Raw genomic sequence first — 21,061 nt, 5'->3', positions numbered from 1 at the left:
CTCCCTTTCTGGAATTCCCATGAACCGATTCAATGTCAGGAAAGTCGCCGTGCTCGGCGCCGGCGTGATGGGCGCGCAGATCGCTGCGCACCTGGTCAACGTCAAGGTCCCGGTCGTTCTCTTTGACCTTCCGGCCAAGGAAGGCCCCAAAAACGGCATCGTCACCCGCGCGGTGGAGAACCTCAAGAAGCTCAAGCCCTCGCCGCTGGGCGTGGCCCGCGATGCCGACCTGATCGGTCAGGCCAATTACGAAGAGCACATGGATCAGCTGCGCGACTGCGACCTGATCATCGAGGCCATTGCCGAGCGCATGGACTGGAAGCTCGACCTCTACCGCAAGATCGCCCCCTTCGTGGCCGGGCACGCCATCGTCGCGTCCAACACCTCGGGTCTGTCGATCACGAAGCTGTCGGAGGCCCTGCCCGAGGCCATCAAGCCGCGCTTCTGCGGCATCCACTTCTTCAACCCGCCGCGCTACATGACGCTGGTGGAGCTGATCGCCACCCCCACCACCCAGCCGCAGATCCTGGACGACCTCGAGACCTTCGTCACCACCGGTCTGGGCAAGGGCGTGGTGCGGGCCAAGGACACGCCCAACTTTGTGGCCAACCGCATCGGCATCGCCGGCATGCTCTCCACCATGAAGGAGGTCGAGAACTTCGGCCTCACCTTCGATGTGGTGGACGACCTCACCGGCAAGCGCCTGGGCCGCGCCAGCTCGGGCACCTTCCGCACCGCCGACGTGGTGGGCCTGGACACCATGGCCCATGTGGTGAAGACGCTGCAGGACAACCTGAGCATCGACACCGATCCGTTCTACGGCAGTTTCGATACACCGCCTGTGCTGAAGAAACTGCTGGAACTCAAGAACCTGGGCCAGAAAAGCGGCGCCGGTTTCTACAAGAAGGTGGGCCGCGACATTTTGCGTTTCGACCTGGAGAGCGGTGACTATGTGCCCGGTGGCGAGAAGGCCGACGAGGTGTACGGCCGCATGCTCAAGCGCCCGGCCGCCGAGCGGCTCAAGTTGCTGCGCAGCGCCGAAGGTCCGCAGGGCCAGTTTTTGTGGGCGATTCTGCGCAACAGCTTTCACTACGCCGCCGTGCACCTGGCCACCATTGCCGAGACCGCGCGCGATGTGGATCAGGCCATGCGCTGGGGCTTCGGCATGAAGCAGGGCCCGTTCGAGCTGTGGCAGGAAGCCGGCTGGCTGGAGGTGGCGAAGATGGTCCAGGAGGACATCGATGCCGGCCGCGCGCTGTGCAAGGCACCGCTGCCGGAATGGGTCTTCAAGGGCCCGGTGGCCGAGGCGGGTGGCGTGCACACGCCGCAGGGTTCCTGGAACCCGGCCAAGGGCGTGTTCGAGCCGTACCGGGTGCTGCCGGTGCATGCCCGCCAGCACTTCCCCGAGCGCCTGCTGGGCGAAGGCGGTCTGGACTACCGCACCGCCGGCACCACGCTGGAAGAGAACGACAGCCTGCGCGTCTGGACGCTGGACAACGAGGTGCTGATCGCCAGCATCAAGACCAAGATGCACGCCATCAGCCCCGAGGTGTGCGAGGGCCTGATGGCCGCGGTGGACCTGGCCGAGCAGCGTTACCAGGGCCTGGTGATCTGGTCGGGCGACGAGCCCTTCAGCGCCGGTGCCGACCTGCAGGCCATGCTGCCCGCCTTCATGGCCGTGGGCGTCTCGGCCATCGAGGAGGCCGAAGGCTTCATGCAGCAGATGATGCTGCGCCTGCGGTACGCCAACGTGCCGGTGGTGTCCGCCATCCGCGGCCTGGCCCTGGGCGGCGGCTGCGAGCTGGCGGTGCACAGCGCCCGCCGCGTGGCCCACATGGAGAGCTACATCGGTCTGGTGGAGGTGGGCGTGGGCCTGGTGCCGGGTGCCGGCGGCCTGACCTACATTGCCCGCCGCGCCGCCGAGAACGCCGAGGCCTCCACCGGCAAAGACCTGCTGCCCTTCCTGACCGAGGGCTTCACCGCCGCCGCCATGGCCAAGGTGGGCACCAGCGCGCTGGAGTCGCGCCAGCTGGGTTACCTGCTGCCGTCGGACGTGGTGGTGCCGCACAAGGACGAGCTGCTGTTCGTGGCCATCAACGAAGCGCGTTCGATGTTCGCCAGTGGCTGGCGGGCCCCGCACAAGCGGCTGTTCCCGGTGGCCGGTCGCGATGGTCGGGCCACCATCATGGGCCAGCTGGTCAACATGCGGGATGGCGGCTTCATCAGCCAGCACGACTTCCACATCGCCAGCCTGATTGCCAAGGTGGTCACCGGTGGCGATGTCGACCCCGGCACCCTGGTCAGTGAGGAATACCTGATGACGCTGGAGCGCCAGGCCTTCTGCGCCCTGATCGTCCACCCGAAAACGCAAGAGCGCATTCTGGGCATGCTCAACACCGGCAAGCCCGTCCGCAACTGAGGAAGCGACATGAGCAAACAGATCCAAGACGCCTACATCGTCGCCGCCACCCGCACCCCCATCGGCCGTTCGCACAAGGGCTCGTTCCGCCACCTGCGCCCCGACGAGCTGCTGGCCCATGTGCTGCGCTCGGCCATGGCCCAGGTGCCCAACCTCGATCCCAAGGCGGTGGAAGACATCATCTGTGGCTGCGCCATCCCCGAAGGGCAGCAGGGCCTGAACGTGGCCCGCGTGGGCGCCGTGCTGGCGGGCCTGCCGCACAGTGTGGGCGGCATCACGGTCAACCGCTTCTGCGCCTCGGGCCTGTCGGCCGTGGCCATGGCGGCCGACCGCATCCGCGTGGGCGAGGCCGACGTGATGATCGCTGCCGGCACCGAGAGCATGAGCATGGTACCCATGATGGGCAACAGCCCCAGCCTGTCGCCCACCATCTTCCGCAGCACCGAAGACATCGAGAGCTACGGCATTGCCTACGGCATGGGCCTGACCGCCGAGAAGGTGGCGCAGCAGTGGAAGGTGAGCCGTGACGCCCAGGATGCCTTCGCCCTGCAGTCGCACCAGCGCGCCGTGATCGCCATGAAAAACGGCGAGTTCGCCAGCGAGATCACGCCGGTGGAAGTGACCGAGCGCAGCGTGAACCTGGACACCGCGGAGGTGTCCACCCGCACCCGCACCGTCAGCCTGGACGAGGGTGCCCGCCCCGACACCACGCTGGAGGGCCTGGGCAAGCTGCGCACCGTGTTCGCGGCGCGCGGTTCGGTCACGGCCGGCAACAGCTCGCAGACCAGCGACGGCGCCGGCGCCCTCATCCTGGTGAGCGAGGCCGCGCTCAAGCGCTACAACCTCACGCCGCTGGCCCGCTTCGTGAGCTACGCCAGCCGGGGCGTGCCGCCGCACATCATGGGCATCGGCCCGGTGGAAGCCATTCCGGCCGCGCTGAAGAACGCCGGCCTGAAGCAGGACGACATCGACTGGTTCGAGCTGAACGAGGCGTTTGCCGCCCAGTCGCTGGCGGTGATGGGCACCCTGGGTCTGGACCCGGCCAAGGTCAACCCCATGGGCGGCGCCATCGCGCTGGGCCATCCGCTGGGCGCCACCGGTGCCATCCGTTCGGCCACCGTGGTGCACGCCCTCCAGCGCCACAACCGCAAGTACGGCATGGTCACCATGTGCGTGGGCATGGGGCAGGGGGCAGCAGGGATCTTCGAGCGGGTATAACCGCCGGCATGAACCATCCCTTCGACGCGGCCCTGGCCCTGGAGGCCACCAGCCCCGGCGCCTGGCGGGGCGCCACTTCGCCGGCTTATGCCAACATGGTCGGGCCCTACGGCGGCATCACCGCCGCCACCCTGGTGCAGGCCGTGCTGCAGCACCCCGACCTGCTGGGCGAGCCGCTGTCGCTCACCGTCAACTTCGCCGCCGCCGTGGCCGATGGCGCCTTCGAGGTGCACGCCCATCCGGTGCGCACCAACCGCTCCACCCAGCACTGGTCGGTGAGCCTGGTGCAGCAGGACGAGGTGGTGGTCACCGCCACCGCCATCACCGCCGCGCGCCGCACCACCTGGAGCGTGGACGATGCGCCGCTGCCCCAAGTGCTGTCGGCCGCTGCGCTGCCCCGCCGCCCCGAGGCCCCGGTGCCCTGGATCGGCCGCTACGACATCCGCTTTGCCAAGGGCTCGCTGCCCCGCCATTGGGACGGCGCCGAGAGCCCTGCCGGCACCACGCTGTGGGTGCGCGACGAACCGCCGAGAGCGCTGGACTTTGCCAGCCTGACCGCCATGTCGGATGTGTTCTTTCCCCGCGTCTGGCTGCGCCGCGCCACCCGTGTGCCGGCGGGCACCGTGTCCATGACGGTGTACTTCCATGCCGGATCGGCCGATCTGGCGGCGGTCGGCGATGGCTGGCTGCTGGCCGAGTGCGGTGCCAGTGCCTTCCGCAACGGCTTCTCGGACCAGCATGCCCACCTGTGGGACGCCGAGGGCCGGCTGCTGGTCACCACCCACCAGGTGGTGTACTACAAGGAATGACCGGTGGCGGGTCGGGCCCGTTCAGGGCCGACCCAGGAACAGGTACAGGCCGGTGAAGCCCCTGGGGGCGCTCACCAGGCTCAGGTAGAGCGGCCCGATGCCGGTGTCCGCCCCGATGAACAGGCTGCCGGCGCCGCGCAGGTTGCGCAGCGAGACATCGCGCCGGTTGGCCCAGGCGTTGCCGGCCTCCAGCGAGCCGCCCACGAACAGCGCGCGCGCCGGACCCGGATCGACCGGCAGGCGCCTGTAGTAGGTCAGCCGCCCGAAGGCCAGGTAGTTGCCGGCCACCTGGCCCACCCGGTAACCCGAGAGTTGCTGGAAGCCTCCCAGCGAATACTCGTCGACCGCGCCCAGCGGCACATCGCTGGCGCGTGCAAACCGGGCGCCGACATTGATCGTGTGCGGTCCCCAGCTCCTGACCGCCGTCAGCGATCCCTCGATGCGGTCGAAGTGGCCCGAGGGCAGGTTGTCGTAGCTGCGACGGCCGACCACCGCCTCGCCCACGGCCCGGTAGCCTTCGGAGGGAAAGTTGGCATAGTCCAGCTGGTCGGCAATCACCGCCGCACGCAGCCCGGCCTCGCGCCAGCGCTGGGTCTGGGCCACGCTGACCGGGATGGCGCGGGACACCAGCTCGGGCGTGGTGCTGCGCTGTGCCCCGATCACGCCCAGCCGCATCTCGCCGATGGTGCCGCGCAGGCCGATCGGCCATCCGATGTCGGCCCCCACCTGGACCCCCTGCCGCTGCACCAGCGCCAGCGCCTCGCCCGACGGCGCGAACAGCTCCACCTTGCGCACCCGGCCGTCCACATAGGCGGCCACGAAACGCTCGCTGGCCGACCCCAGGGGCTGGTAGATCTCGGAGAACACGCCCAGGGTCTCGCCCAGCTGCACCCGGTTGCGCCACTCGGCGCCGCTGTCGTTGAGCCAGTGGCGGTTGTGGCTGATGCGCAGGTTGAAGGCGCCCTGGCCCTGGAAATCGGTGCGCAGGTCGATGCCCAGGCGCAGGTAGTTCGGTCCCCAGTTGTTCTCGCGCAGCAGGATGGACAGGTCTTCCTGGTCGGTGCCCGGGCGGCGCACCAGGCTGTAGTCGATGCGTTCGTAGTCGCCGGCGGCGGCCAGCTTCTGCAGGTCGTCCTCGATGCGGTCCACATCGACCCGCTGGCCCACCGCGGTGTCCAGACCGGCGCCCAGCCGCTCGGCCCGGCGCTCATTGACCCCCTCGAAACGGATGCTGGCAATGCGGCCCACGCGTTCGGTGTTGCCCACCGCCTGTTCCACCCGGTCACTCACCCAGCGGGCGTAACGGTCGGGCGGGGCCGAGAAGCGCTGCAGTGCGGCGGTGACGGTGTCGGCGTACTCGCGGCCGATGCGCACCAGCTCGGGGGCCCGCTCGAAGTCGGCCGAGGTGAGCTTGCCCAGCGGCGGCGTGAGCAGCAGGTCGGCCGGCGTGAGCGTGGCGATGCTGGCCTGGACGTTCTGCTCGGTCAGGATGTTGACCATCTGCGCCGTGATGCCCAGCACCGTGCCCAGGGTCTCGCGGCCGGCCAGGGGCGTGCCGATGTTGACCGCGATGATCACGTCCGCCCCCATGCGGCGCGCCACCCCCACCGGCAGGTTGTCGACCAGACCGCCGTCGCCCAGGATGCGCTCGCCCACCGTCACCGGCGAGAACACGCCGGGCACCGACATGCTGGCCCGCAGCGCGGTGGCCAGGTCGCCGCTGTCCATCACCACCGGCTGGCCGGTCTCCATGTCGGTGGCCACGGCCCGGAACGGCGTGGGCAGCTGATCGAAGCTCTGCAGATGCCGCGTGGGCAGGGTGTAGCGGCGCAGCAGCATCTCCAGCGAGCGGCTGGACACCGCGCCGGTGGGCAGTCGGAATTCGCCATCGCGGAACCCCAGCGCCAGCACCGGGGAGAGCTCGAAGTCTTCCTCCTTGCGGCGCTGCGACAGCTGCTGGCGCGGCTCGCGGCTGTTGAACAGGTCGCCCCACTGCACCGCCAGGATCTCGCGCTCCAGCTCGTCGGCGGTCATGCCGCTGGCATACAGCCCGCCCACGATGGCGCCCATGGAGGTGCCCACGATCATGTCCACCGGCACCCGGGCGGCTTCCAGTGCCTTGAGCACCCCCACATGGGCAAAGCCGCGCGCACCGCCACCGGACAGCACCAGCGCCACCTTGGGACGGGCTGCCGTGTCGGCCGGGGCGCCGGCAGCGGGCGGGGGGGTCTGGGCCAGGGCCTGCAGCACGCACGACGGCAGCGCCAGCAACAGGGTGAGGAGTATTCGCATGGCGAGAGTTTAGGAGGGCGTCCTGGGCGGTCCGCTCCAATCCAGACCGGGCTTTCGTGTTAATTTGTGCGCCCGTGTCCGGGCCCGCCGGACCGCCCCATCACCCATCGAGACAACCCCCCATGAGCGACATCCTCGTCCACACCGAAGCCGGCGTCTGCAGTATCACCTTCAACCGCCTCGACAAGAAGAACTCCATCACCGCTGCCATGTACGGCGCCATGGCCGATGCCCTGCAGGCAGCGCAGGACGACGCGGCCGTGCGGGTGGTGGTGTTCCAGGGCCACGAGACCATCTTCTCGGCCGGCAACGACATCGCCGATTTCCTGAACCAGCCGCCCGCTGGCGAAGGCGCTCCGGTGTTCCGTTTCCTGCGCGGCCTGGCGGCGTTCCCCAAGCCGGTGCTGGCGGCGGTGTGCGGCCCGGCCGTGGGCATCGGCACCACGCTGCTGTTCCATTGCGATCTGGTGTACGCCGGCGACAACGCCGCCTTCTCCATGCCCTTCGTCAACCTGGGCCTGTGCCCGGAAGCGGCCAGCAGCCTGCTGGTGCCGCAGATGATGGGTTACCACCGCGCCGCCGAGGCCCTGTTGCTGGGCGAGCCTTTCATGGCCGAAGCCGCCCTCGAGGTGGGTCTGGTCAACAAGGTGCTGCCGCCCACCGAGGCCCGCAGCTATGCCCACACCGTGGCCGCCAAGCTGGCCGCCAAGCCGCTGAGCAGCCTGATCGAGACCAAGCGCCTCATGAAGAAGGGCCAGGCGGCCCAGGTGCAGGCCGTGATGGCCGAGGAGGGCGCCAGCTTCGGCCGCATGCTGCGCGAGCCGGCTGCCCGCGAGGCCTTCGGTGCCTTCATGGAGCGCCGCAAGCCCGACTTCTCCCAGATCTGACGTCTGCGCGGCCATGACCCTGGACCCGCGCACCGGGCAGGCCCGGGCCCTGTTCGTTTCCGGCAATGCGCATGCCGAGGCCGGCCGGGTGGACCAGGCCGCTGCCGATTACGAAGCCGCCCTGGCCCTGGTGCCGGGACGTCCCTCGGTCATGGGCAACCTGGGGCTGATGCGCTTTCATCAGCAGCGCTGGGCCGAGGCGGTCGATCTGCTGGCCCAGGCGGCCACCCAGGACCCGGGTCTGGCGCTCACCCGCGCCATCGCCCTGCTGCGGCTGAACCGGCTCGACGAAGCCCTGGCTGCGCTCGATCACACGCTTACGCTGGACGACGGCATGGCCGAGGCCTGGTCGCAGCGCGGCCACCTGATGCGCGAGGCCGGCCACCTGGACGAGGCGGCCCGCTGCTACCACCAGGCCCTGGACTGCGGCGCCCACGAGGCGCTGCACCGCTACTACCTGGCCGCCGTGCAGGACGTGTCCGACCCGCCCGCACCGCCCGCGGTCTATGCCCAGGCCCTGTTCGACGACTACGCAGACGACTTCCAGCACCACCTGGTCCACACCCTGCGCTACACCGCCCACGAGACGCTGCTGCAGCCGCTGCTGGCGCAGGGCCGCCGCTTCGCCCGCGTGCTGGACCTGGGTTGCGGCACCGGCCTGTGCGGTCGGCTGATCGCCCCGCTGGCCGATGCGGTCGACGGGGTGGACATTGCACCGGCCATGGTGGCGCAGTCCCGGGCAGCGGGTGTCTACCGGCGTGTCGACCAGGCGCACCTGCTGGAGTGGCTGCGTGCCGACGCCGGGCTGGCCGATCTGATCGTGGCGGCCGATGTGTTCATCTACACCGGGCCGCTGGCGCCAGTGTTCGATGCGGCCGTGCCCCGGCTTGCGCCGGGCGGGGTGCTGGCCTTCTCGGTGGAGCAGGCGGATGCGGGCCGCGCCTTGCAGTTGCGTCCGAGCCTGCGTTATGCCCATGGCCGGGAGAGCCTGCTGTCGCTGGCCGACCGGCATGGTCTGGCGGTGCAGGCCCTGTGGGAGGCGCCCATCCGGCACGACCAGGGTCGACCGGTGATGGGCTGGTACGTGCTGCTGGCGGCTCAGCCGTTGCGGCGGGCCACCCAGTAGGTGGCGCCGGCGGCGCCGTAGCGCTCGCTGTGCGGCACGTCGCGCGCCAGCGCGAAGGTGTCGCCCGGCAGCAGGTGCCGGGTCTGGCCCGCCACGGTGAGCCACATCTCGCCGGCGGCCACCACCGCGTCTGCCGCGAACGGGTGGGTGTGTTCGTCCAGCACGGTGTGGGGTTCCCAGCGCCGCTCCAGCACTTCGTCGAATCCCCGGGCCAGGGCCTGGGCGCGGAAGGTGTCGAAGGTCATGTCCATCGGCGCATTCTGCGCCAGCCCGCCTACCGCAGCCACTGCGACTGCAGCCGCTGCAGGCGCACCGTGCTGGATTCGTCGGTCACCACCACCATCAGGCTGTCCGGGTCGGCCGGCAGCCGGAGCGCGGTGATGCCCAGCGCGATGGGTGCCCCGGCCGGCCGGCCGCCGGCGTCGGCCTTGTCGAGCAGCACCCGGTATTTATCGAGCACCACGCCGCTGTCGTCGTTGAACAGCGAGACCAGGGTCCGGATGTCCGGTGCCACCCGGTCGGTGAGATCGAACAGGTTGGGCAGCCGCCCGGGTGCTTCGCGGCCCAGACCCAGCAAGGCCAGCAGCTGCGCGGCGGTCGGGTTCATCAGGACGATGGTGCCGGCGCGGTCCACCCGCAGCAGCCCCACCGGGGCCAGGTGCAGGAACTGCATCATCAGGTCCAGTTCCCGCGCCAGACCGGGGTCGCTGTCCTCGCTGTCGACCGGCGCCATCACGCTGCGTCCTGCGGTCGCTGCACCAGCACGTAGCTCACGGCAGCGCCGGGCCGCGCCAGCAGGCGCAGCTGCACCGGCGTGGGCCGCATGCGGAAGGTCAGCACGTAAGGCACGGTCTCGTCCAGCGGCCGGCCCTCCAGCCCGGCCGTCTCGAAACGCTGGGCCACCAGGTAGTTGTTCATGCACGGCGCCACCTCGATGAACACATGCTGGCCCAGCACCCGGGTCGGGTCGAGCCGGGCGGCCCGCGATTCGTAGGCGTTGTACTGCACCACATGGGTGGAACGGTCAAAGCCGATGACGCCGAAGTCCAGCGCATCGCGCGCCTCGGGCGGCAGGGTCAGCAGCCGGTCCAGCAGATCGGCATCGGTGAAACGGGGCAGTGAATCGGTGCTCAGAACGTCCATGGCGATACCGTCCGAAGGTGCAAGGTGAAGGTGGTGCCCACGCCGGGCTGGCTGCTCACCGTGATGTGGCCCCCCATGCGTTCCATCAGTTCCCGCACGATGACCAGACCCAGGCCGGTGCCGGGGATGTCGGTGCGGGCCCGGAAGAAGCGGGTGAACAGGCGGCTCTGTTCGTCGGCCGTCATGCCCACGCCCGGGTCGCTTACCGACAGGCACACCCAGCCGTTCTCCCGGCCTGGTCGCACGCTCCACCGGATCTCGCCGCCTTCGGGGGAGTACTTCATGGCGTTGGACAGCAGATTCACCAGCACCTGCTCCAGCCGCTGCGCGTGGGCCTGCACCCACAGGTCTGGCCGGACCGGTTCGATCACGACGCGGTGCAGGCCGTCATCCGGCGGCAGCAGGTCGTGCAGACGGCCCAGCACGGCGGTCAGCTGCACCGGCTGCACGCCGGGTGAGGGCTCGGTGGTGGTCTCCAGTTCGGCCAGCACCAGCATGTCGTCCACCAGGTCGACCACGCGGTCGGCTTGACGGTGCACCGTGGCCAGCAGGTCCTGGTTGGGGTCGTCCCGGGGGCAGCGCATCTGCATCAGTTCCACAAAGCCCCGGATGGTGCCCAGGGGCGAACGCAGTTCGTGGGCTGCGTTGTTCAGGAAGCGTTCCCGCAGCGCCAGTGCTTCCTGTTCGGCGGTCACGTCGGTCTGCAGCGCAAAGTAGTGGGTGAGTTCACCACTGGCGGCATCGTGCACCGGACCGATTTCCACCCGGTTCCAGAACAGGCTGCCGTCCTTGCGGTAATTGCGGACCACGGCGGTGCAGGGCTCGCCACGCGCCACCGCTTCCCGCATCCGGACCACACCCGGTTGCTGGTTGTCGAAGCCTTGCAGAAAGCGGCAGTTGCGGCCGATCACCTCGCCCGCCCGGTAGCCGGTGATGCGCTCGAAACCCGCATTCACGTGCACGATGGGCTGCCCGTCGGCGCGCATGTCGGCAATGACCAGACCGTTGACGGTCTGCTCCAGGGCCTGCGCCACGATGGCGTGCAACTGCGTCTCGATGCCGGTCATGCCGATGCGCACTCCGTTTGGGCCGCAAGGCGGCGTCCACCGAAGTATCGACGCGTTGTGCACCATCTTGAGGCATTGCGTCACGGTTTCCGGGTGGAATAGGCCTCGCGGCGGGCCCGCGCCCGTCTTAGACCGCACCGATGGCTATCAGGCCCTCGCGTGTGGCCGCCGAGGCGCCCGCCAGGGCCTGGGCGTGGCTGGTCTGGTGCTGTGCGACCAGCCGGGTCGACGCCGTGGTGCGCGAGCGGCAGTACCAGTGGCAGGTGTGCTGGAACAGCAGCAGTTCGGCGGTCATGCAGAAGGCCTTGTCGCGCGGGCTCAGGCCCTCCGGGTTGTGGGCCACACGGGTGATGCCGTCGGCGTGGATGCGCAGCGCCTGCGACAGCTCGAAACAGGCCTTGGGCCACCAGGCCGTCACCCCGGGCAGCGCCATCGGCAGGCGCGACACCCGGCCCATGGGACCGGTGAGCGATGCCGAGTCGGACGCCAGTCGCTGCAACTGCGACACCAGCAGCGCCTCATGCCCCTCCATCACCTGCCAGATGCTGCGGCGGCGCTCCTCGTCGGCCTCGCCCAGGGCGCGCAGGTAGCCCTCCAGCAAGGTCTGCATCAGCTGTTCCAGCTGGTACGGTTGCAGCTGGGCCCGCAGCAGCAGCACGCGGCGGGCCTGGTCGTAGCGGTTGTAGAAAAAGGCGCCCACGGCGCCCACCAGAATCCAGAACGAAACATCCATGCCGGTATTGTCCATGCCGGCCCGGGGAGTCAGCCTGATTTTTGCCGAGCACATGCTTGTTGAAAATCCGCCTCGCTGCTATGGTCGCTGCCATGTCAGCCACCGTGCCCGCCATGCCCGCCGAGCGCCGCTCGCGGGGCCGCCCCCGCAAGACCGCCGACGAGCGCGACGACGGCAACCGCCGCCAGCTGCTGCTGCGCGCCGCCGCCGGCCTGTTCCGGCAACAGGGGTTTGCCGGCACCAGCACGCGCGACATCGCCTCGGCCGCCGGCATGCAGCCGGGCTCGCCCTTCTACCACTTCGAGAACAAGCAGGCCCTGCTGGCGGCCGTCATGACCGAGGGCATGGAGCGCGCCACCCGCCACCAGGCGGCCGCCATGCAGGCCGCGGCCGACGCCGCGCAGACGCAGGGACGCGTGCTGGCCGCGCGGGACTGCCTGCGGGTGCTGGTGCGCAGCCATTTCGATGTGCTGCTGGGCCCCGAGAGCGACTTCATCCCGGTCATGCTGTACGAATGGCGCTCCATCAGCGTGGCACAGCGCCAGACCGTCAACCGCCTGCGCCGCAGCTACGAGGCCGCCTGGGTGCCGGTGCTGCAGGCCCTGCATGCACAGGGCGCGCTGCAGGGCGATCCGTCGCTGGCGCGGCTGATGATCTTCGGCGCCCTCAACTGGGCGGTGCAGTGGTTCGACCCGACCCGCCGCGCCACGCTGGAGGACCTCACCCAGGCCGCACTGCAGCTCTTCCTCAAGGAGCCCGCATGAACACCACTGCCGGTTACCGCTCCATCTTCGCGCCGGGGCTGCTGGCCGGCCAGACCATCGTCGTCACCGGCGGCGGATCGGGCATCGGCCGCTGCACCGCGCACGAACTGGCCCACCTGGGCGCCCATGTGGTGCTGGTGGGCCGCAACCCCGACAAGCTGCGGTCCACCGTGGACGAGATCACCGCCGACGGCGGCAGCGCCAGCGCCCAGGCCTGCGACATCCGCCAGGAAGATGCGGTGCGCGCCCTGGTGGCCGAGGTGCTGGCCCGATGCGGCCGGGTGCACGGGCTGGTGAACAACGCGGGCGGGCAGTTCATCTCGCCGCTCTCGCGCATCAGCGCCCGGGGCTGGCAGGCGGTGATCGACACCAACCTCACCGGCGGCTTCCTGGTGGCGCGCGAATGCTTCACCCAGTGCATGGCCGGGCAAGGCGGGGCCATCGTCAACATCGTGGCCGACATGTGGGGCAGCATGCCCGGCATGGGCCACAGCGGCGCGGCGCGCGCCGGCATGGTCAGCTTCACCGAGACCGCTGCGCTGGAATGGGCGCAGGCCGGCGTGCGGGTGAACGCCGTGGCGCCGGGCTACATCGCCTCCAGCGGCATGGACCACTACCCGCCCGAGGCCGCCGACATGCTGCGCCAGATGCGCCAGACCGTGCCGCTGGGCCGCTTCGGCACCGAGGCCGAGACCAGTGCGGCCATCGTGTTCCTGCTGTCGCCGGCGGCCAGCTTCATCAGCGGCACCGTGCTGCGGGTGGACGGCGCCCGGCCCCAGGTGCGCCTGGGCTGGGGCGAGATCAGCGCACCGGCCGCCGTGCAGCAGCGCGACGCGGTGCGGCCCTTTGACGGCTTCCACCGCGCCAGCGTGCCGCGCGTGTTCCAGACCTGAGCCGAGCCTGCCCATGCCGTTCGAATCGAGCTTTCGCCCCGACGACCCCCTGGCCCTGCAGCGGCGCGACGCCATGCTCTCTCGCATCGCGCAGTGGCGCGCGCTGGAAGAGCGGGCCGCTGCCGCCTCGGCCCGCAGCCGGCCCACCTTCGAGCGGCGCGGCCAGCTGCTGCCGCGCGAACGCATCGCGTTGCTGCTGGACCCCGGCGCGCCGTGGCTGCCGCTGTGCTCGCTGGCCGGCTACCTGCAGGACACGCCCGACCCCGAGCGCTCGGTGCCCGGCGGCGGCATGGTGGCCGGCATCGGCCTGATCGCGGGCGTGCGCTGCATGGTGGTGGCCAGCGATTCCGGCATCGAGGCCGGCGCCATCCAGCCGCGCGGGCTGGAGAAGATCCTGCGGGTGCAGGCCATCGCGCTGGAGAACCGCCTGCCCTTCGTCCACCTGGTGGAGAGTGCCGGCGCCAACCTGATGCGCTACGAGGTGGAAGGTTTCGTGCTGGGCGGCGGCCTGTTCCGCAACCTGGCCCGGCATTCGGCCGCCGGCCTGCCGGTGATCACGGTGCAGCACGGCTCGGGCACGGCGGGCGGCGCCTACATGCCCGGCCTGTCGGACGTGGTGATCCTGGTGCGCGGCCGTTCGCGCGCCTTCCTGGCCGGGCCGCCGCTGCTGCTGGCCGCCACCGGCGAGGTGGCCACCGAAGAGGAACTCGGCGGCGCCGAGATGCACGCCACCGTCTCCGGCCTGGGCGAACACCTGGCCGAAGACGACCGCGAGGCCCTGGGCCTGGCCCGGCAAGTGGTGGCCCGCACCGGCTGGCAGGCGCCCACCCGACCGGTCGCGCCGCTGCCCCTGTTCGATGCCGACGAACTGCTGTCCCTCATGCCCGCCCACCACCGAGAACCGGTGGACCTGCGCGAAGTCATGCTGCGCGTGGTGGACGGCTCGGAGCTGCTCGAATTCAAGCCGCTGTACGGCGCGGCCACCGTGTGCGTGCAGGCCCGCATCGGCGGGCATGCGGTGGGCTTGATTGCCAACAACGGCCCCATCGACGTGGCCGGTGCCAACAAGGCTACCCACTTCATCCAGTGGATGTGCCAGCTCGGCCACCCCATCGTGTATCTGCAGAACACCACCGGCTACATGGTGGGCCGCGAGAGCGAGCAGGCGGGCATGATCAAGCACGGCAGCAAGATGATCCAGGCCGTGGCCAATGCCACCGTGCCGCAGATCACCGTGCAGTGCGGCGCCAGCTTCGGCGCCGGCAACTACGGCATGTGCGGCCGGGCCTACGCACCGCGTTTCCTGTTCAGCTGGCCCGGTGCCCGCACGGCGGTCATGGGCGGCGAGCAGGCCGCCCGCACCATGCAGATCGTGGCCGAGGCCGGCCTGGCCCGCAAAGGCGTGGCCACGGATTCGCCCGAGGTGCAGGCCCAGCTGAAGGCGCAGTCGGACGCCATCTTGCAGCGCTTCGACCGGCAGGCCGACGCCTTCTTCACCAGCGGTCTGGTGCTGGACGACGGCGTCATCGATCCGCGCGACACCCGCGCCGTGCTGGCCTTCTGCCTCGACACCGTGACCGAAGCCGCGCAGCGCCAGCCCAGGCCCATGCAGTTCGCGGTCGCTCGCATGTAGCGCGCACTTAAATCCGACACCGCACCAGGAGACAGCCCATGCAGTTCACCCACGAACACCGCGAGATGCAGAAGACGCTCAGGCGCTTCATCGACGACCACATCAACCCCCATGTGGACGAATGGGAAGCGGCCGAGATGTTCCCGGCCCACGAGGTGTTCCGCGAGCTCGGCAAGCTCGGCCTGCTGGGCCTGACCAAGCCCGAGGCCCATGGCGGCGCCGGGCTGGACTACAGCTACAGCCTGGCCATGGCCGAAACGCTGGGGCACATCCACTGCGGCGGCGTGCCCATGGCCATCGGTGTGCAGACCGACATGGCCACGCCCGCGCTGGCCCGCTTTGGCAGCGAGGAGCTCAAGGCGCAGTTCCTGGCCCCGGCCATTGCCGGCGAGGCGGTGGCCTGCATCGGCGTGAGCGAGCCCGGTGCCGGCAGCGACGTGTCGGCCATCCGCACCCATGCCCGCAAGGACGGCGACGACTACGTCATCTCCGGCCAGAAGATGTGGATCACCAACAGCCTGCAGGCCGACTGGATCTGCCTGCTGGTCAACACCAGCGACGGCCCGGCCCACAAGAACAAGAGCCTGGTCATGGTGCCGCTGCGTGAGGGCGGCAAGCCGGTCAAGGGCTTCGAGGTGAGCCAGAAGATCCGCAAGATCGGCATGCACAGCAGCGACACCGGCCTGCTGCACTTTGACGAAGTGCGTGTGCCGCAGCGCTACCGCATCGGCGCCGAAGGCGCGGGCTTTGTCTACCAGATGCAGCAGTTCCAGGAGGAGCGCCTGTGGTGCGCCGCCAGCACGCTGGAGGCGCTGAACAACTGCATCGAATGGACCATTGAATGGGCGCGCGAGCGCCAGCTCTTCGGCGCCCACCTGATCGACCAGCAGTGGGTGCAGTTCAAGCTGGCCGAGCTGCGCACCGAAGTGGAGTCGCTGCGTGCGCTCACGTATCTCGCCTGCGAGCGCTACGTGGCCGGCGAGGACGTGACCGAATGGGCCACCATGGCCAAGCTCAAGGCCGGCCGCCTGAACCGCCTGGTGCCCGACACCTGCCTGCAGTTCTGGGGCGGCATGGGCTTCACGCTGGAGAACCGGGTCTCGCGCATGTACCGCGACGGCCGCCTGGCGTCCATCGGCGGCGGCGCCGACGAGGTGATGCTGGGCATCCTGGCCAAAACCATGGGCATGGCCAAGAAGCCGCGCTGACCATGACCCGGCCTTCCGTGCAACGCCTGCTCATTGCCAACCGGGGAGAGATCGCCCGGCGCATCGTGCGCACCGCTCACCGCCTGGGTCTGTCCACCGTGGCGGTGTACAGCCAGACCGACGCGCAGGCCCTGCCTGTGCGCGAAGCCACCACCGCCTTTGCCCTGGGCGGGCACACCGCTGCCGAGAGCTACCTGCGCATCGACCGCCTGCTGGACGCCGCCCGCGCCACCGGGGCCGACGCGGTGCACCCCGGTTATGGCTTTCTGAGCGAGAACGCCGACTTCGCCCAGGCCGTCATCGATGCCGGCCTCACCTGGGTCGGCCCGCCGCCGGCGGCCATCCGCGCGCTGGGCAGCAAGGCCGCCGCCAAGGCACTGGCGCAGCAGCACGGCGTGCCGGTGCTGCCCGGCTACGCCGGCGTCGATCAGAGCGACGCCACCTTTCTGGCCGAGGCGCAGCGCGTGGGCTACCCGCTCATGGTCAAGGCCGTGGCCGGCGGCGGCGGGCGCGGCATGCGCCTGGTGCACAGCGCGGCCGATCTGCCGGCTGCACTGGCCAGCGCCCGCGCCGAGGCCCTGGCCGGCTTCGGCAACGCCGACCTGCTCATCGAACGCGCCCTGCTGCGCCCGCGCCATGTGGAGGTGCAGGTGCTGGCCGACGCCCACGGCCATTGCATCCACCTGGGCGAGCGCGACTGCTCAGTGCAGCGCCGGCACCAGAAGATTATCGAAGAAGCCCCCAGCCCCGCCGTGGACGAAGCCCTGCGCCAGCGCCTGGGGCAAGCCGCCGTGGCCCTGGCAAAGGCGGCGGGTTATGTGGGCGCGGGCACGGTGGAGTTCCTGCTGGAGGACGGGCAGTTCTTCCTCATGGAGATGAACACCCGGCTGCAGGTGGAGCACCCTGTCACGGAAATGCTCACTGGCCTCGACCTGGTGGAGTGGCAGCTGCGCATCGCCCGGGGCGAACCACTCACCCTGCAGCAGACCGACGTGCACTGGCAGGGCCATGCCATCGAGGTTCGCCTGTGCAGCGAAGACGAACACCTTGCGCCCCACACCGGCACCATCGCCGCCTTTGCCGAGCCGCCTGCGGCGCCCGGCCTGCGCTTCGACCATGCCATCGAACCCGGCCTGGTGGTCGGCCCGCACTTCGATTCCATGCTGGGCAAGCTCATCATCCATGCGCCCACCCGCGAGGCCGCCGCGCAGCAACTGGCCCAGGCGCTGGACGCCACCGTGCTGCTGGGCCTGCCCAGCAACCGGGAGCTGCTGGCCGCCTGCCTGCGCCACCCCAGCTTCGTGGCCGGGCAGGCGCTCATCCCGTTTCTGGCGGAAGAGGGCGAGGCCCTGCGCCAGCAACTGCAGCCGCCACCCGCTGTGCAACTCGCCGCTGTGCTGGCCGCATGGGCCCATGGCCAGCCGCTGGCCGAGCGCCTGTCGTGCCCGTGGGCCCGCCCCTTGCGCTGGCGCTGCGGCGATGTGGCGCTGGCCCTGCAGGTGCAGGAACACGGGCAGGGCACCATCACCGTGTCGCTGGCCGACCAGACCCACACCGCCCGCATCGAGGCCGGTGCGGTGCACATCGTCGGCATGCGCCACACCGTCACCGCTGTGAGGCTGCCTGCGCATAACGGCGTGCCCACCTGGCAGGTGCAGGTGGGGGCATCGGGCGGCAGCCACACACTCATCCTGCAAGACCTCAGCCACCAGCCGCAGCAGCGCGCCGATGGTGCCACCGCCAGCGGCGAGGTGCGCGCTCCCTTCAACGGCCGCGTGGCCGCCCTGCTGGTGCAGCCCGGCCAGCGCGTGGCCCGGGGCGACGCCCTGCTGGCCATCGAGAGCATGAAGATCGAACACCGCATCGGCGCCCCGCGCGACGGCGTGGTCGAGGCGCTGGCCGTGGCCGTGGGCCAGCAGGTCGCCCCCGGCCAGCGCCTGCTCACCCTGGCCGCGTCAACCTGAACCCTTATATGACCCAACACACCCGCACCCCCCCGCCGCCAGCCGAGTTCGAGCCCGCCTTCATTCTGGGCCTGAAAAGCATCTTTGAAGAAAAGATCGTCTTCAACCAGGTGCTGGGCCTCAAGGTCACCGGCCTGCACCCCGACCATGTCACGGCCCGCATCGACATGCGCCGCGAGCTGGTGGGGCACTTCAGCTACAACCGCATTCACGGCGGCGTCATCAGCGCCGGGCTGGACGCCATGGGCGGCCTGGCCGTCATGGCCGCCATCGGTGCCCGCCACATGGACGAGCCGCCCGAGCAGCGCTTGCACCGCTTTGCCAAGCTGGGCACCATCGACCTGCGCATCGACTACCTGCGCCCCGGCATCGGCGACCACTTTGAACTGCGCGCCGAAGTGCTGCGCCTGGGCTCCCGCGTGGCCAGCACCCGCATGGAGTTCAGAGGCGCCGACGGCAAGCTGCTGTCCACCGGTGCCGGCGCCTACATCGTCAGTTGAAGCCGTTTTTCCCCAACCACAATCCACAGGAGACAACGATGTTCAAGATCAGCGTGATGTACCCCAACACCCCCGGCGCCCGCTTCGACCACGCCTACTACCGCGACAAACACATGCCGCTGGTGAAAGCCCGCCTGGGCGCGGCCTGCGAGTCGTACACCGTGGACAAGGGCCTGGCCGGCGGCGCCCCCGGCCAGCCCGCCACCTACGTGGCCATGTGCCACCTGTTCTGCCCCACGCTCGAAGGCTTCCAGGCCGGCATGGCCGCCCACGGCAAGGAGATCATGGGCGACATCCCCAACTACACCGATCTGGCGCCGGTGATCCAGATCAGTGAGGTGGTGGTGGGGTGAGCCTGCAGCCGTGGGTGAGCCGCTGAGCTGAATTCATGGCGTCTTTTCGTGCCAGATCGCCAGCTGCTCCCAGCCGGTCGGGAAATCCATTGCCCCCACTGGAACTGCATGCCGGTCGATCAGGTCCTTCAGGCGGGCACGCCAGTGGTGCTGCGGCGCGATCACGTCCATGCAATGCAACAGGATGACCAGCGCGTTGTAGAGCTTGCGCGAACCGGCTTGGCATTGCGCCGCCAGGCCGGCCGGCTTGCTGTGTGGCAGCTTCGGGGTGACGGTGAAGTCTCGGTTCCACAGCCGGCTGTGGTGAGCGCAGGTGTTGCGCACCAGTGAGAGGTGGTGAAGCCAGGATTCGAGCACGCGCTGGTCCACCCCGTAGGCTGCGGCGATGGCGCTGCGGGTATGCATGGGCTTGAGGTTGCTGTACCAACGCGAAAGCAAGCCCAGCGACATCACCTCGCACACAGCCCAGGCAGGCGGCAGTGCCTCGCTGTAGGTGGCCCTGAGGTGCTTGATGAAAACCTCGTCGGACCGATCGATTTCGTCCGTCAGCTTGTTGAGGTTGGTTTGCCAGTGGTGGCTGTTGAAGGCCAACGCCACATCCAGATGGGCATGCGGCCCGTGCCGGTGCGCCATCTGGTAAGCCCATTGGCTGCGCACCGAGACTTCCACGCGCTCGATGGCATCCAGCACCAGCAGGCGCAGTTCGCGGTCGAACACGTAAAGGTTCAACACATCCGCAAAGCGGGTGCCGGGACGGAAGGTATGGGTGGCGTGGTCGGCCTCGAACGGCAGCCAGTAGGCACCGAGTCGGTAGTAGTTGAGGTGTTGCAGATGGAACTCGGCTGTAGCCGGATCATCGACCACCATACCGCGCTGCTGCAGCAGTGCCACCTGCTGAGCATGGGTGGTGGCGGGCTTGCCGAAGGGGCGCTTCATCGTTGCCACGATGGGCTCCCGGCTAGCCGCTGCGCCCCGAAAACCCGGAGCACAAAAAAGTAACCCGCCGGTTTGAGGATACGCATGCGCGCATAGCCTTGGCGGGTTTTGTTGAGCGGGAGTATACGCGCACGACCAGTCCGGTGTGGAGTACCGAGCTGCGATTTGCAGTTCTGACAGGCCTTGTGGTGTGCGATGGGCACCGGTGCTCTCCTCCGACAGCGGCATCGGATCGCCGCGAAAGGCAGCAGTAGGAATCAAGGCGGCATCTCATACCCCGGGGTGGTTGCTACTTGGCCCGTTGGACACATCAGCAGACTGCAACGTCAACCGGATTGAACTCGTATCTCAGGCCAAAGTTTGGGACTTGAGGAGTTGACGCAGCTTGCGTGCGCGTCACTCTCGAAACAGGCCGGGAATCAAGGCGTACATCCGCGCCTTACACGCTTCCGCGTCCTCCCCAAAGTGCAGCCGGCGATGGCAGTTTGGGCATAACGCAACCGCGTTGGACACTCGATCTGATCCACCATCGGCCAAGGTGCGGAGGTGGTGTACCTCCAAGAACGGCTGACCTTCCACCGTTTGAAACGGGGCGGGCTGATCGCAGCATTCGCAGTGGCCAGCCGCGCGGCGAAGTACCCATACCTTGACGTCTTTGCTGCGTGCGAAGCTCAGGCTGGTGGTGGTACTCCTCGCTGGCTGTACCGAGCCTTCTGGTGGTGGCGGCGTCTTGCCCGCTTTGGCCGGCTTTGCCGCCAGTTCAAAAACTTCGATGCGCTCTGACGCGGTGGGCGGCGCAGGGTTGCCATCGAGTTCATTGATGAGCGCCTCAATACGAGCGCTGACGTTAGCGCCCACATGCTTGGCCGGTTTGAGCCCCTCGATCCATCGGCGCCCCATCACCCTCAGCACCGCAGAGATGTTCTGCATGCGCAGCTCGAACGAACTGGGCGTGCGTTCAAACCGTCGACTCAGCTCGACGTAAACGCTTTTCATAAAGCCGCGCTCGCCTGCGTCGAGTCGTCGCTGCATCTCCCGATAAGCCTCGACCGACGCTCTTAGCTCTTCGTCGGTCCACGGCTTTCGTGATTCGTCGTTCGGCTCTGAAGGAGGCAT

The 21,061-nt window shown here is 69.2% G+C and carries 20 protein-coding genes; 12 read left to right on the top strand and 8 right to left on the bottom strand.

What is annotated here, in order from left to right; translation table 11 throughout:
* The first annotated feature begins 19 nt into the window (after positions 1-19).
* From CAP38_RS10455 to CAP38_RS10445, 3 genes are read left to right on the top strand one after another with little or no spacing between them, the layout of a single operon-like run.
* Positions 20-2,419: a 3-hydroxyacyl-CoA dehydrogenase/enoyl-CoA hydratase family protein gene (locus CAP38_RS10455; protein ID WP_086121345.1), complete on the top strand. Its 2,400-nt coding sequence runs from the start codon at positions 20-22 to the stop codon at positions 2,417-2,419.
* Positions 2,420-2,428: 9 nt separating this feature from the next.
* Positions 2,429-3,637 carry an acetyl-CoA C-acyltransferase gene (locus CAP38_RS10450; protein WP_086121344.1) on the top strand — a complete coding sequence of 403 codons (1,209 nt, stop codon included), beginning with the start codon at positions 2,429-2,431 and terminating at the stop codon, positions 3,635-3,637.
* Between the two features lie 8 nt (positions 3,638-3,645).
* On the top strand, positions 3,646-4,446 hold the full coding sequence (locus CAP38_RS10445) for an acyl-CoA thioesterase II (RefSeq protein ID WP_086121343.1): 801 nt from the start codon (positions 3,646-3,648) through the stop codon (positions 4,444-4,446).
* Between the two features lie 21 nt (positions 4,447-4,467).
* Here CAP38_RS10445 and CAP38_RS10440 read toward each other — a convergent pair whose 3' ends face one another.
* Positions 4,468-6,738: a patatin-like phospholipase family protein gene (locus tag CAP38_RS10440; protein WP_086121342.1), complete on the bottom strand. Its 2,271-nt coding sequence runs from the start codon at positions 6,736-6,738 to the stop codon at positions 4,468-4,470.
* Positions 6,739-6,860: 122 nt separating this feature from the next.
* Between CAP38_RS10440 and CAP38_RS10435 the strand changes: the two genes are divergently transcribed.
* Both CAP38_RS10435 and CAP38_RS10430 read left to right on the top strand, forming a co-directional pair.
* Positions 6,861-7,625 carry an enoyl-CoA hydratase gene (locus tag CAP38_RS10435; protein WP_086121341.1) on the top strand — a complete coding sequence of 255 codons (765 nt, stop codon included), beginning with the start codon at positions 6,861-6,863 and terminating at the stop codon, positions 7,623-7,625.
* A gap of 13 nt (positions 7,626-7,638) precedes the next feature.
* Complete coding sequence (locus CAP38_RS10430) at positions 7,639-8,751, top strand: tetratricopeptide repeat protein (RefSeq protein WP_086121340.1); 1,113 nt, start codon at positions 7,639-7,641, stop codon at positions 8,749-8,751.
* Here the strand turns inward: CAP38_RS10430 and CAP38_RS10425 are convergent.
* The 5 genes from CAP38_RS10425 to CAP38_RS10405 form a co-directional block, all read right to left on the bottom strand.
* Positions 8,724-8,996: a cupin domain-containing protein gene (locus CAP38_RS10425; protein ID WP_306297701.1), complete on the bottom strand. Its 273-nt coding sequence runs from the start codon at positions 8,994-8,996 to the stop codon at positions 8,724-8,726. The two genes, CAP38_RS10430 and CAP38_RS10425, sit on opposite strands and share 28 nt — an antisense overlap.
* 29 nt (positions 8,997-9,025) lie before the next feature.
* Positions 9,026-9,484: a PAS domain-containing protein gene (locus tag CAP38_RS10420; protein WP_086121338.1), complete on the bottom strand. Its 459-nt coding sequence runs from the start codon at positions 9,482-9,484 to the stop codon at positions 9,026-9,028.
* Positions 9,484-9,894 carry a phosphonate transporter gene (locus tag CAP38_RS10415; protein WP_218776577.1) on the bottom strand — a complete coding sequence of 137 codons (411 nt, stop codon included), beginning with the start codon at positions 9,892-9,894 and terminating at the stop codon, positions 9,484-9,486. Before CAP38_RS10415 ends, CAP38_RS10420 begins: the two co-directional genes overlap by 1 nt.
* The gene (locus CAP38_RS10410; protein ID WP_179188521.1) at positions 9,882-10,961 is read right to left on the bottom strand and encodes a HAMP domain-containing sensor histidine kinase; all 1,080 of its coding nucleotides are present in this window, start codon (positions 10,959-10,961) and stop codon (positions 9,882-9,884) included. Before CAP38_RS10410 ends, CAP38_RS10415 begins: the two co-directional genes overlap by 13 nt.
* A gap of 127 nt (positions 10,962-11,088) precedes the next feature.
* Positions 11,089-11,694: a hypothetical protein gene (locus tag CAP38_RS10405; protein WP_086121412.1), complete on the bottom strand. Its 606-nt coding sequence runs from the start codon at positions 11,692-11,694 to the stop codon at positions 11,089-11,091.
* 92 nt (positions 11,695-11,786) lie between these two features.
* Between CAP38_RS10405 and CAP38_RS10400 the strand changes: the two genes are divergently transcribed.
* From CAP38_RS10400 to CAP38_RS10370, 7 genes are read left to right on the top strand one after another with little or no spacing between them, the layout of a single operon-like run.
* Positions 11,787-12,458, top strand: a complete 672-nt coding sequence (locus tag CAP38_RS10400; RefSeq protein WP_086121411.1) for a TetR/AcrR family transcriptional regulator — start codon at positions 11,787-11,789, stop codon at positions 12,456-12,458.
* Positions 12,455-13,351: an SDR family oxidoreductase gene (locus CAP38_RS10395; RefSeq protein ID WP_086121336.1), complete on the top strand. Its 897-nt coding sequence runs from the start codon at positions 12,455-12,457 to the stop codon at positions 13,349-13,351. The genes CAP38_RS10400 and CAP38_RS10395 overlap by 4 nt, the downstream gene beginning before the upstream one ends.
* A 13-nt stretch (positions 13,352-13,364) precedes the next feature.
* Positions 13,365-14,984, top strand: a complete 1,620-nt coding sequence (locus tag CAP38_RS10390; protein WP_086121335.1) for an acyl-CoA carboxylase subunit beta — start codon at positions 13,365-13,367, stop codon at positions 14,982-14,984.
* A 38-nt stretch (positions 14,985-15,022) separates the two neighbouring features.
* Positions 15,023-16,192 (top strand): acyl-CoA dehydrogenase family protein, encoded by a 1,170-nt coding sequence (locus CAP38_RS10385; protein WP_086121334.1) that lies wholly within the window; start codon positions 15,023-15,025, stop codon positions 16,190-16,192.
* Positions 16,193-16,209: 17 nt separating this feature from the next.
* Positions 16,210-18,156, top strand: coding sequence for a biotin carboxylase N-terminal domain-containing protein (locus CAP38_RS10380; protein ID WP_086121410.1), 1,947 nt, complete (start codon positions 16,210-16,212; stop codon positions 18,154-18,156).
* A gap of 8 nt (positions 18,157-18,164) precedes the next feature.
* Positions 18,165-18,656 (top strand): thioesterase family protein, encoded by a 492-nt coding sequence (locus CAP38_RS10375; protein ID WP_086121333.1) that lies wholly within the window; start codon positions 18,165-18,167, stop codon positions 18,654-18,656.
* A 38-nt stretch (positions 18,657-18,694) separates the two neighbouring features.
* On the top strand, positions 18,695-19,009 hold the full coding sequence (locus CAP38_RS10370; RefSeq protein ID WP_086121332.1) for an EthD family reductase: 315 nt from the start codon (positions 18,695-18,697) through the stop codon (positions 19,007-19,009).
* 33 nt (positions 19,010-19,042) lie between these two features.
* On the opposite strand, the gene CAP38_RS10365 is transcribed toward CAP38_RS10370, so the two are convergent.
* The gene (locus CAP38_RS10365) at positions 19,043-19,945 is read right to left on the bottom strand and encodes an Abi family protein (protein ID WP_086121331.1); all 903 of its coding nucleotides are present in this window, start codon (positions 19,943-19,945) and stop codon (positions 19,043-19,045) included.
* Positions 19,946-20,341: 396 nt separating this feature from the next.
* Positions 20,342-21,061 (bottom strand): HNH endonuclease signature motif containing protein, encoded by a 720-nt coding sequence (locus CAP38_RS10360; RefSeq protein WP_086121330.1) that lies wholly within the window; start codon positions 21,059-21,061, stop codon positions 20,342-20,344.

It is taken from the genome of Hydrogenophaga sp. IBVHS2 (genome assembly GCF_002127215.1).
Lineage (GTDB): Bacteria > Pseudomonadota > Gammaproteobacteria > Burkholderiales > Burkholderiaceae_C > Hydrogenophaga.
This window is presented reverse-complemented; position numbering and strand designations above follow the sequence as displayed.

Coding starts and splice junctions, on each gene's coding strand:
- CAP38_RS10455 (WP_086121345.1), top strand. CDS start 20: ATGAACCGATTCAATGTCAGGAAAGTCGCCGTGCTCGGCGCCGGCGTG.
- CAP38_RS10450 (WP_086121344.1), top strand. CDS start 2,429: ATGAGCAAACAGATCCAAGACGCCTACATCGTCGCCGCCACCCGCACC.
- CAP38_RS10445 (WP_086121343.1), top strand. CDS start 3,646: ATGAACCATCCCTTCGACGCGGCCCTGGCCCTGGAGGCCACCAGCCCC.
- CAP38_RS10440 (WP_086121342.1), bottom strand. CDS start 6,738: ATGCGAATACTCCTCACCCTGTTGCTGGCGCTGCCGTCGTGCGTGCTG.
- CAP38_RS10435 (WP_086121341.1), top strand. CDS start 6,861: ATGAGCGACATCCTCGTCCACACCGAAGCCGGCGTCTGCAGTATCACC.
- CAP38_RS10430 (WP_086121340.1), top strand. CDS start 7,639: ATGACCCTGGACCCGCGCACCGGGCAGGCCCGGGCCCTGTTCGTTTCC.
- CAP38_RS10425 (WP_306297701.1), bottom strand. CDS start 8,996: ATGACCTTCGACACCTTCCGCGCCCAGGCCCTGGCCCGGGGATTCGAC.
- CAP38_RS10420 (WP_086121338.1), bottom strand. CDS start 9,484: ATGGCGCCGGTCGACAGCGAGGACAGCGACCCCGGTCTGGCGCGGGAA.
- CAP38_RS10415 (WP_218776577.1), bottom strand. CDS start 9,894: ATGGACGTTCTGAGCACCGATTCACTGCCCCGTTTCACCGATGCCGAT.
- CAP38_RS10410 (WP_179188521.1), bottom strand. CDS start 10,961: ATGACCGGCATCGAGACGCAGTTGCACGCCATCGTGGCGCAGGCCCTG.
- CAP38_RS10405 (WP_086121412.1), bottom strand. CDS start 11,694: ATGGATGTTTCGTTCTGGATTCTGGTGGGCGCCGTGGGCGCCTTTTTC.
- CAP38_RS10400 (WP_086121411.1), top strand. CDS start 11,787: ATGTCAGCCACCGTGCCCGCCATGCCCGCCGAGCGCCGCTCGCGGGGC.
- CAP38_RS10395 (WP_086121336.1), top strand. CDS start 12,455: ATGAACACCACTGCCGGTTACCGCTCCATCTTCGCGCCGGGGCTGCTG.
- CAP38_RS10390 (WP_086121335.1), top strand. CDS start 13,365: ATGCCGTTCGAATCGAGCTTTCGCCCCGACGACCCCCTGGCCCTGCAG.
- CAP38_RS10385 (WP_086121334.1), top strand. CDS start 15,023: ATGCAGTTCACCCACGAACACCGCGAGATGCAGAAGACGCTCAGGCGC.
- CAP38_RS10375 (WP_086121333.1), top strand. CDS start 18,165: ATGACCCAACACACCCGCACCCCCCCGCCGCCAGCCGAGTTCGAGCCC.
- CAP38_RS10370 (WP_086121332.1), top strand. CDS start 18,695: ATGTTCAAGATCAGCGTGATGTACCCCAACACCCCCGGCGCCCGCTTC.
- CAP38_RS10365 (WP_086121331.1), bottom strand. CDS start 19,945: ATGAAGCGCCCCTTCGGCAAGCCCGCCACCACCCATGCTCAGCAGGTG.
- CAP38_RS10360 (WP_086121330.1), bottom strand. CDS start 21,061: ATGCCTCCTTCAGAGCCGAACGACGAATCACGAAAGCCGTGGACCGAC.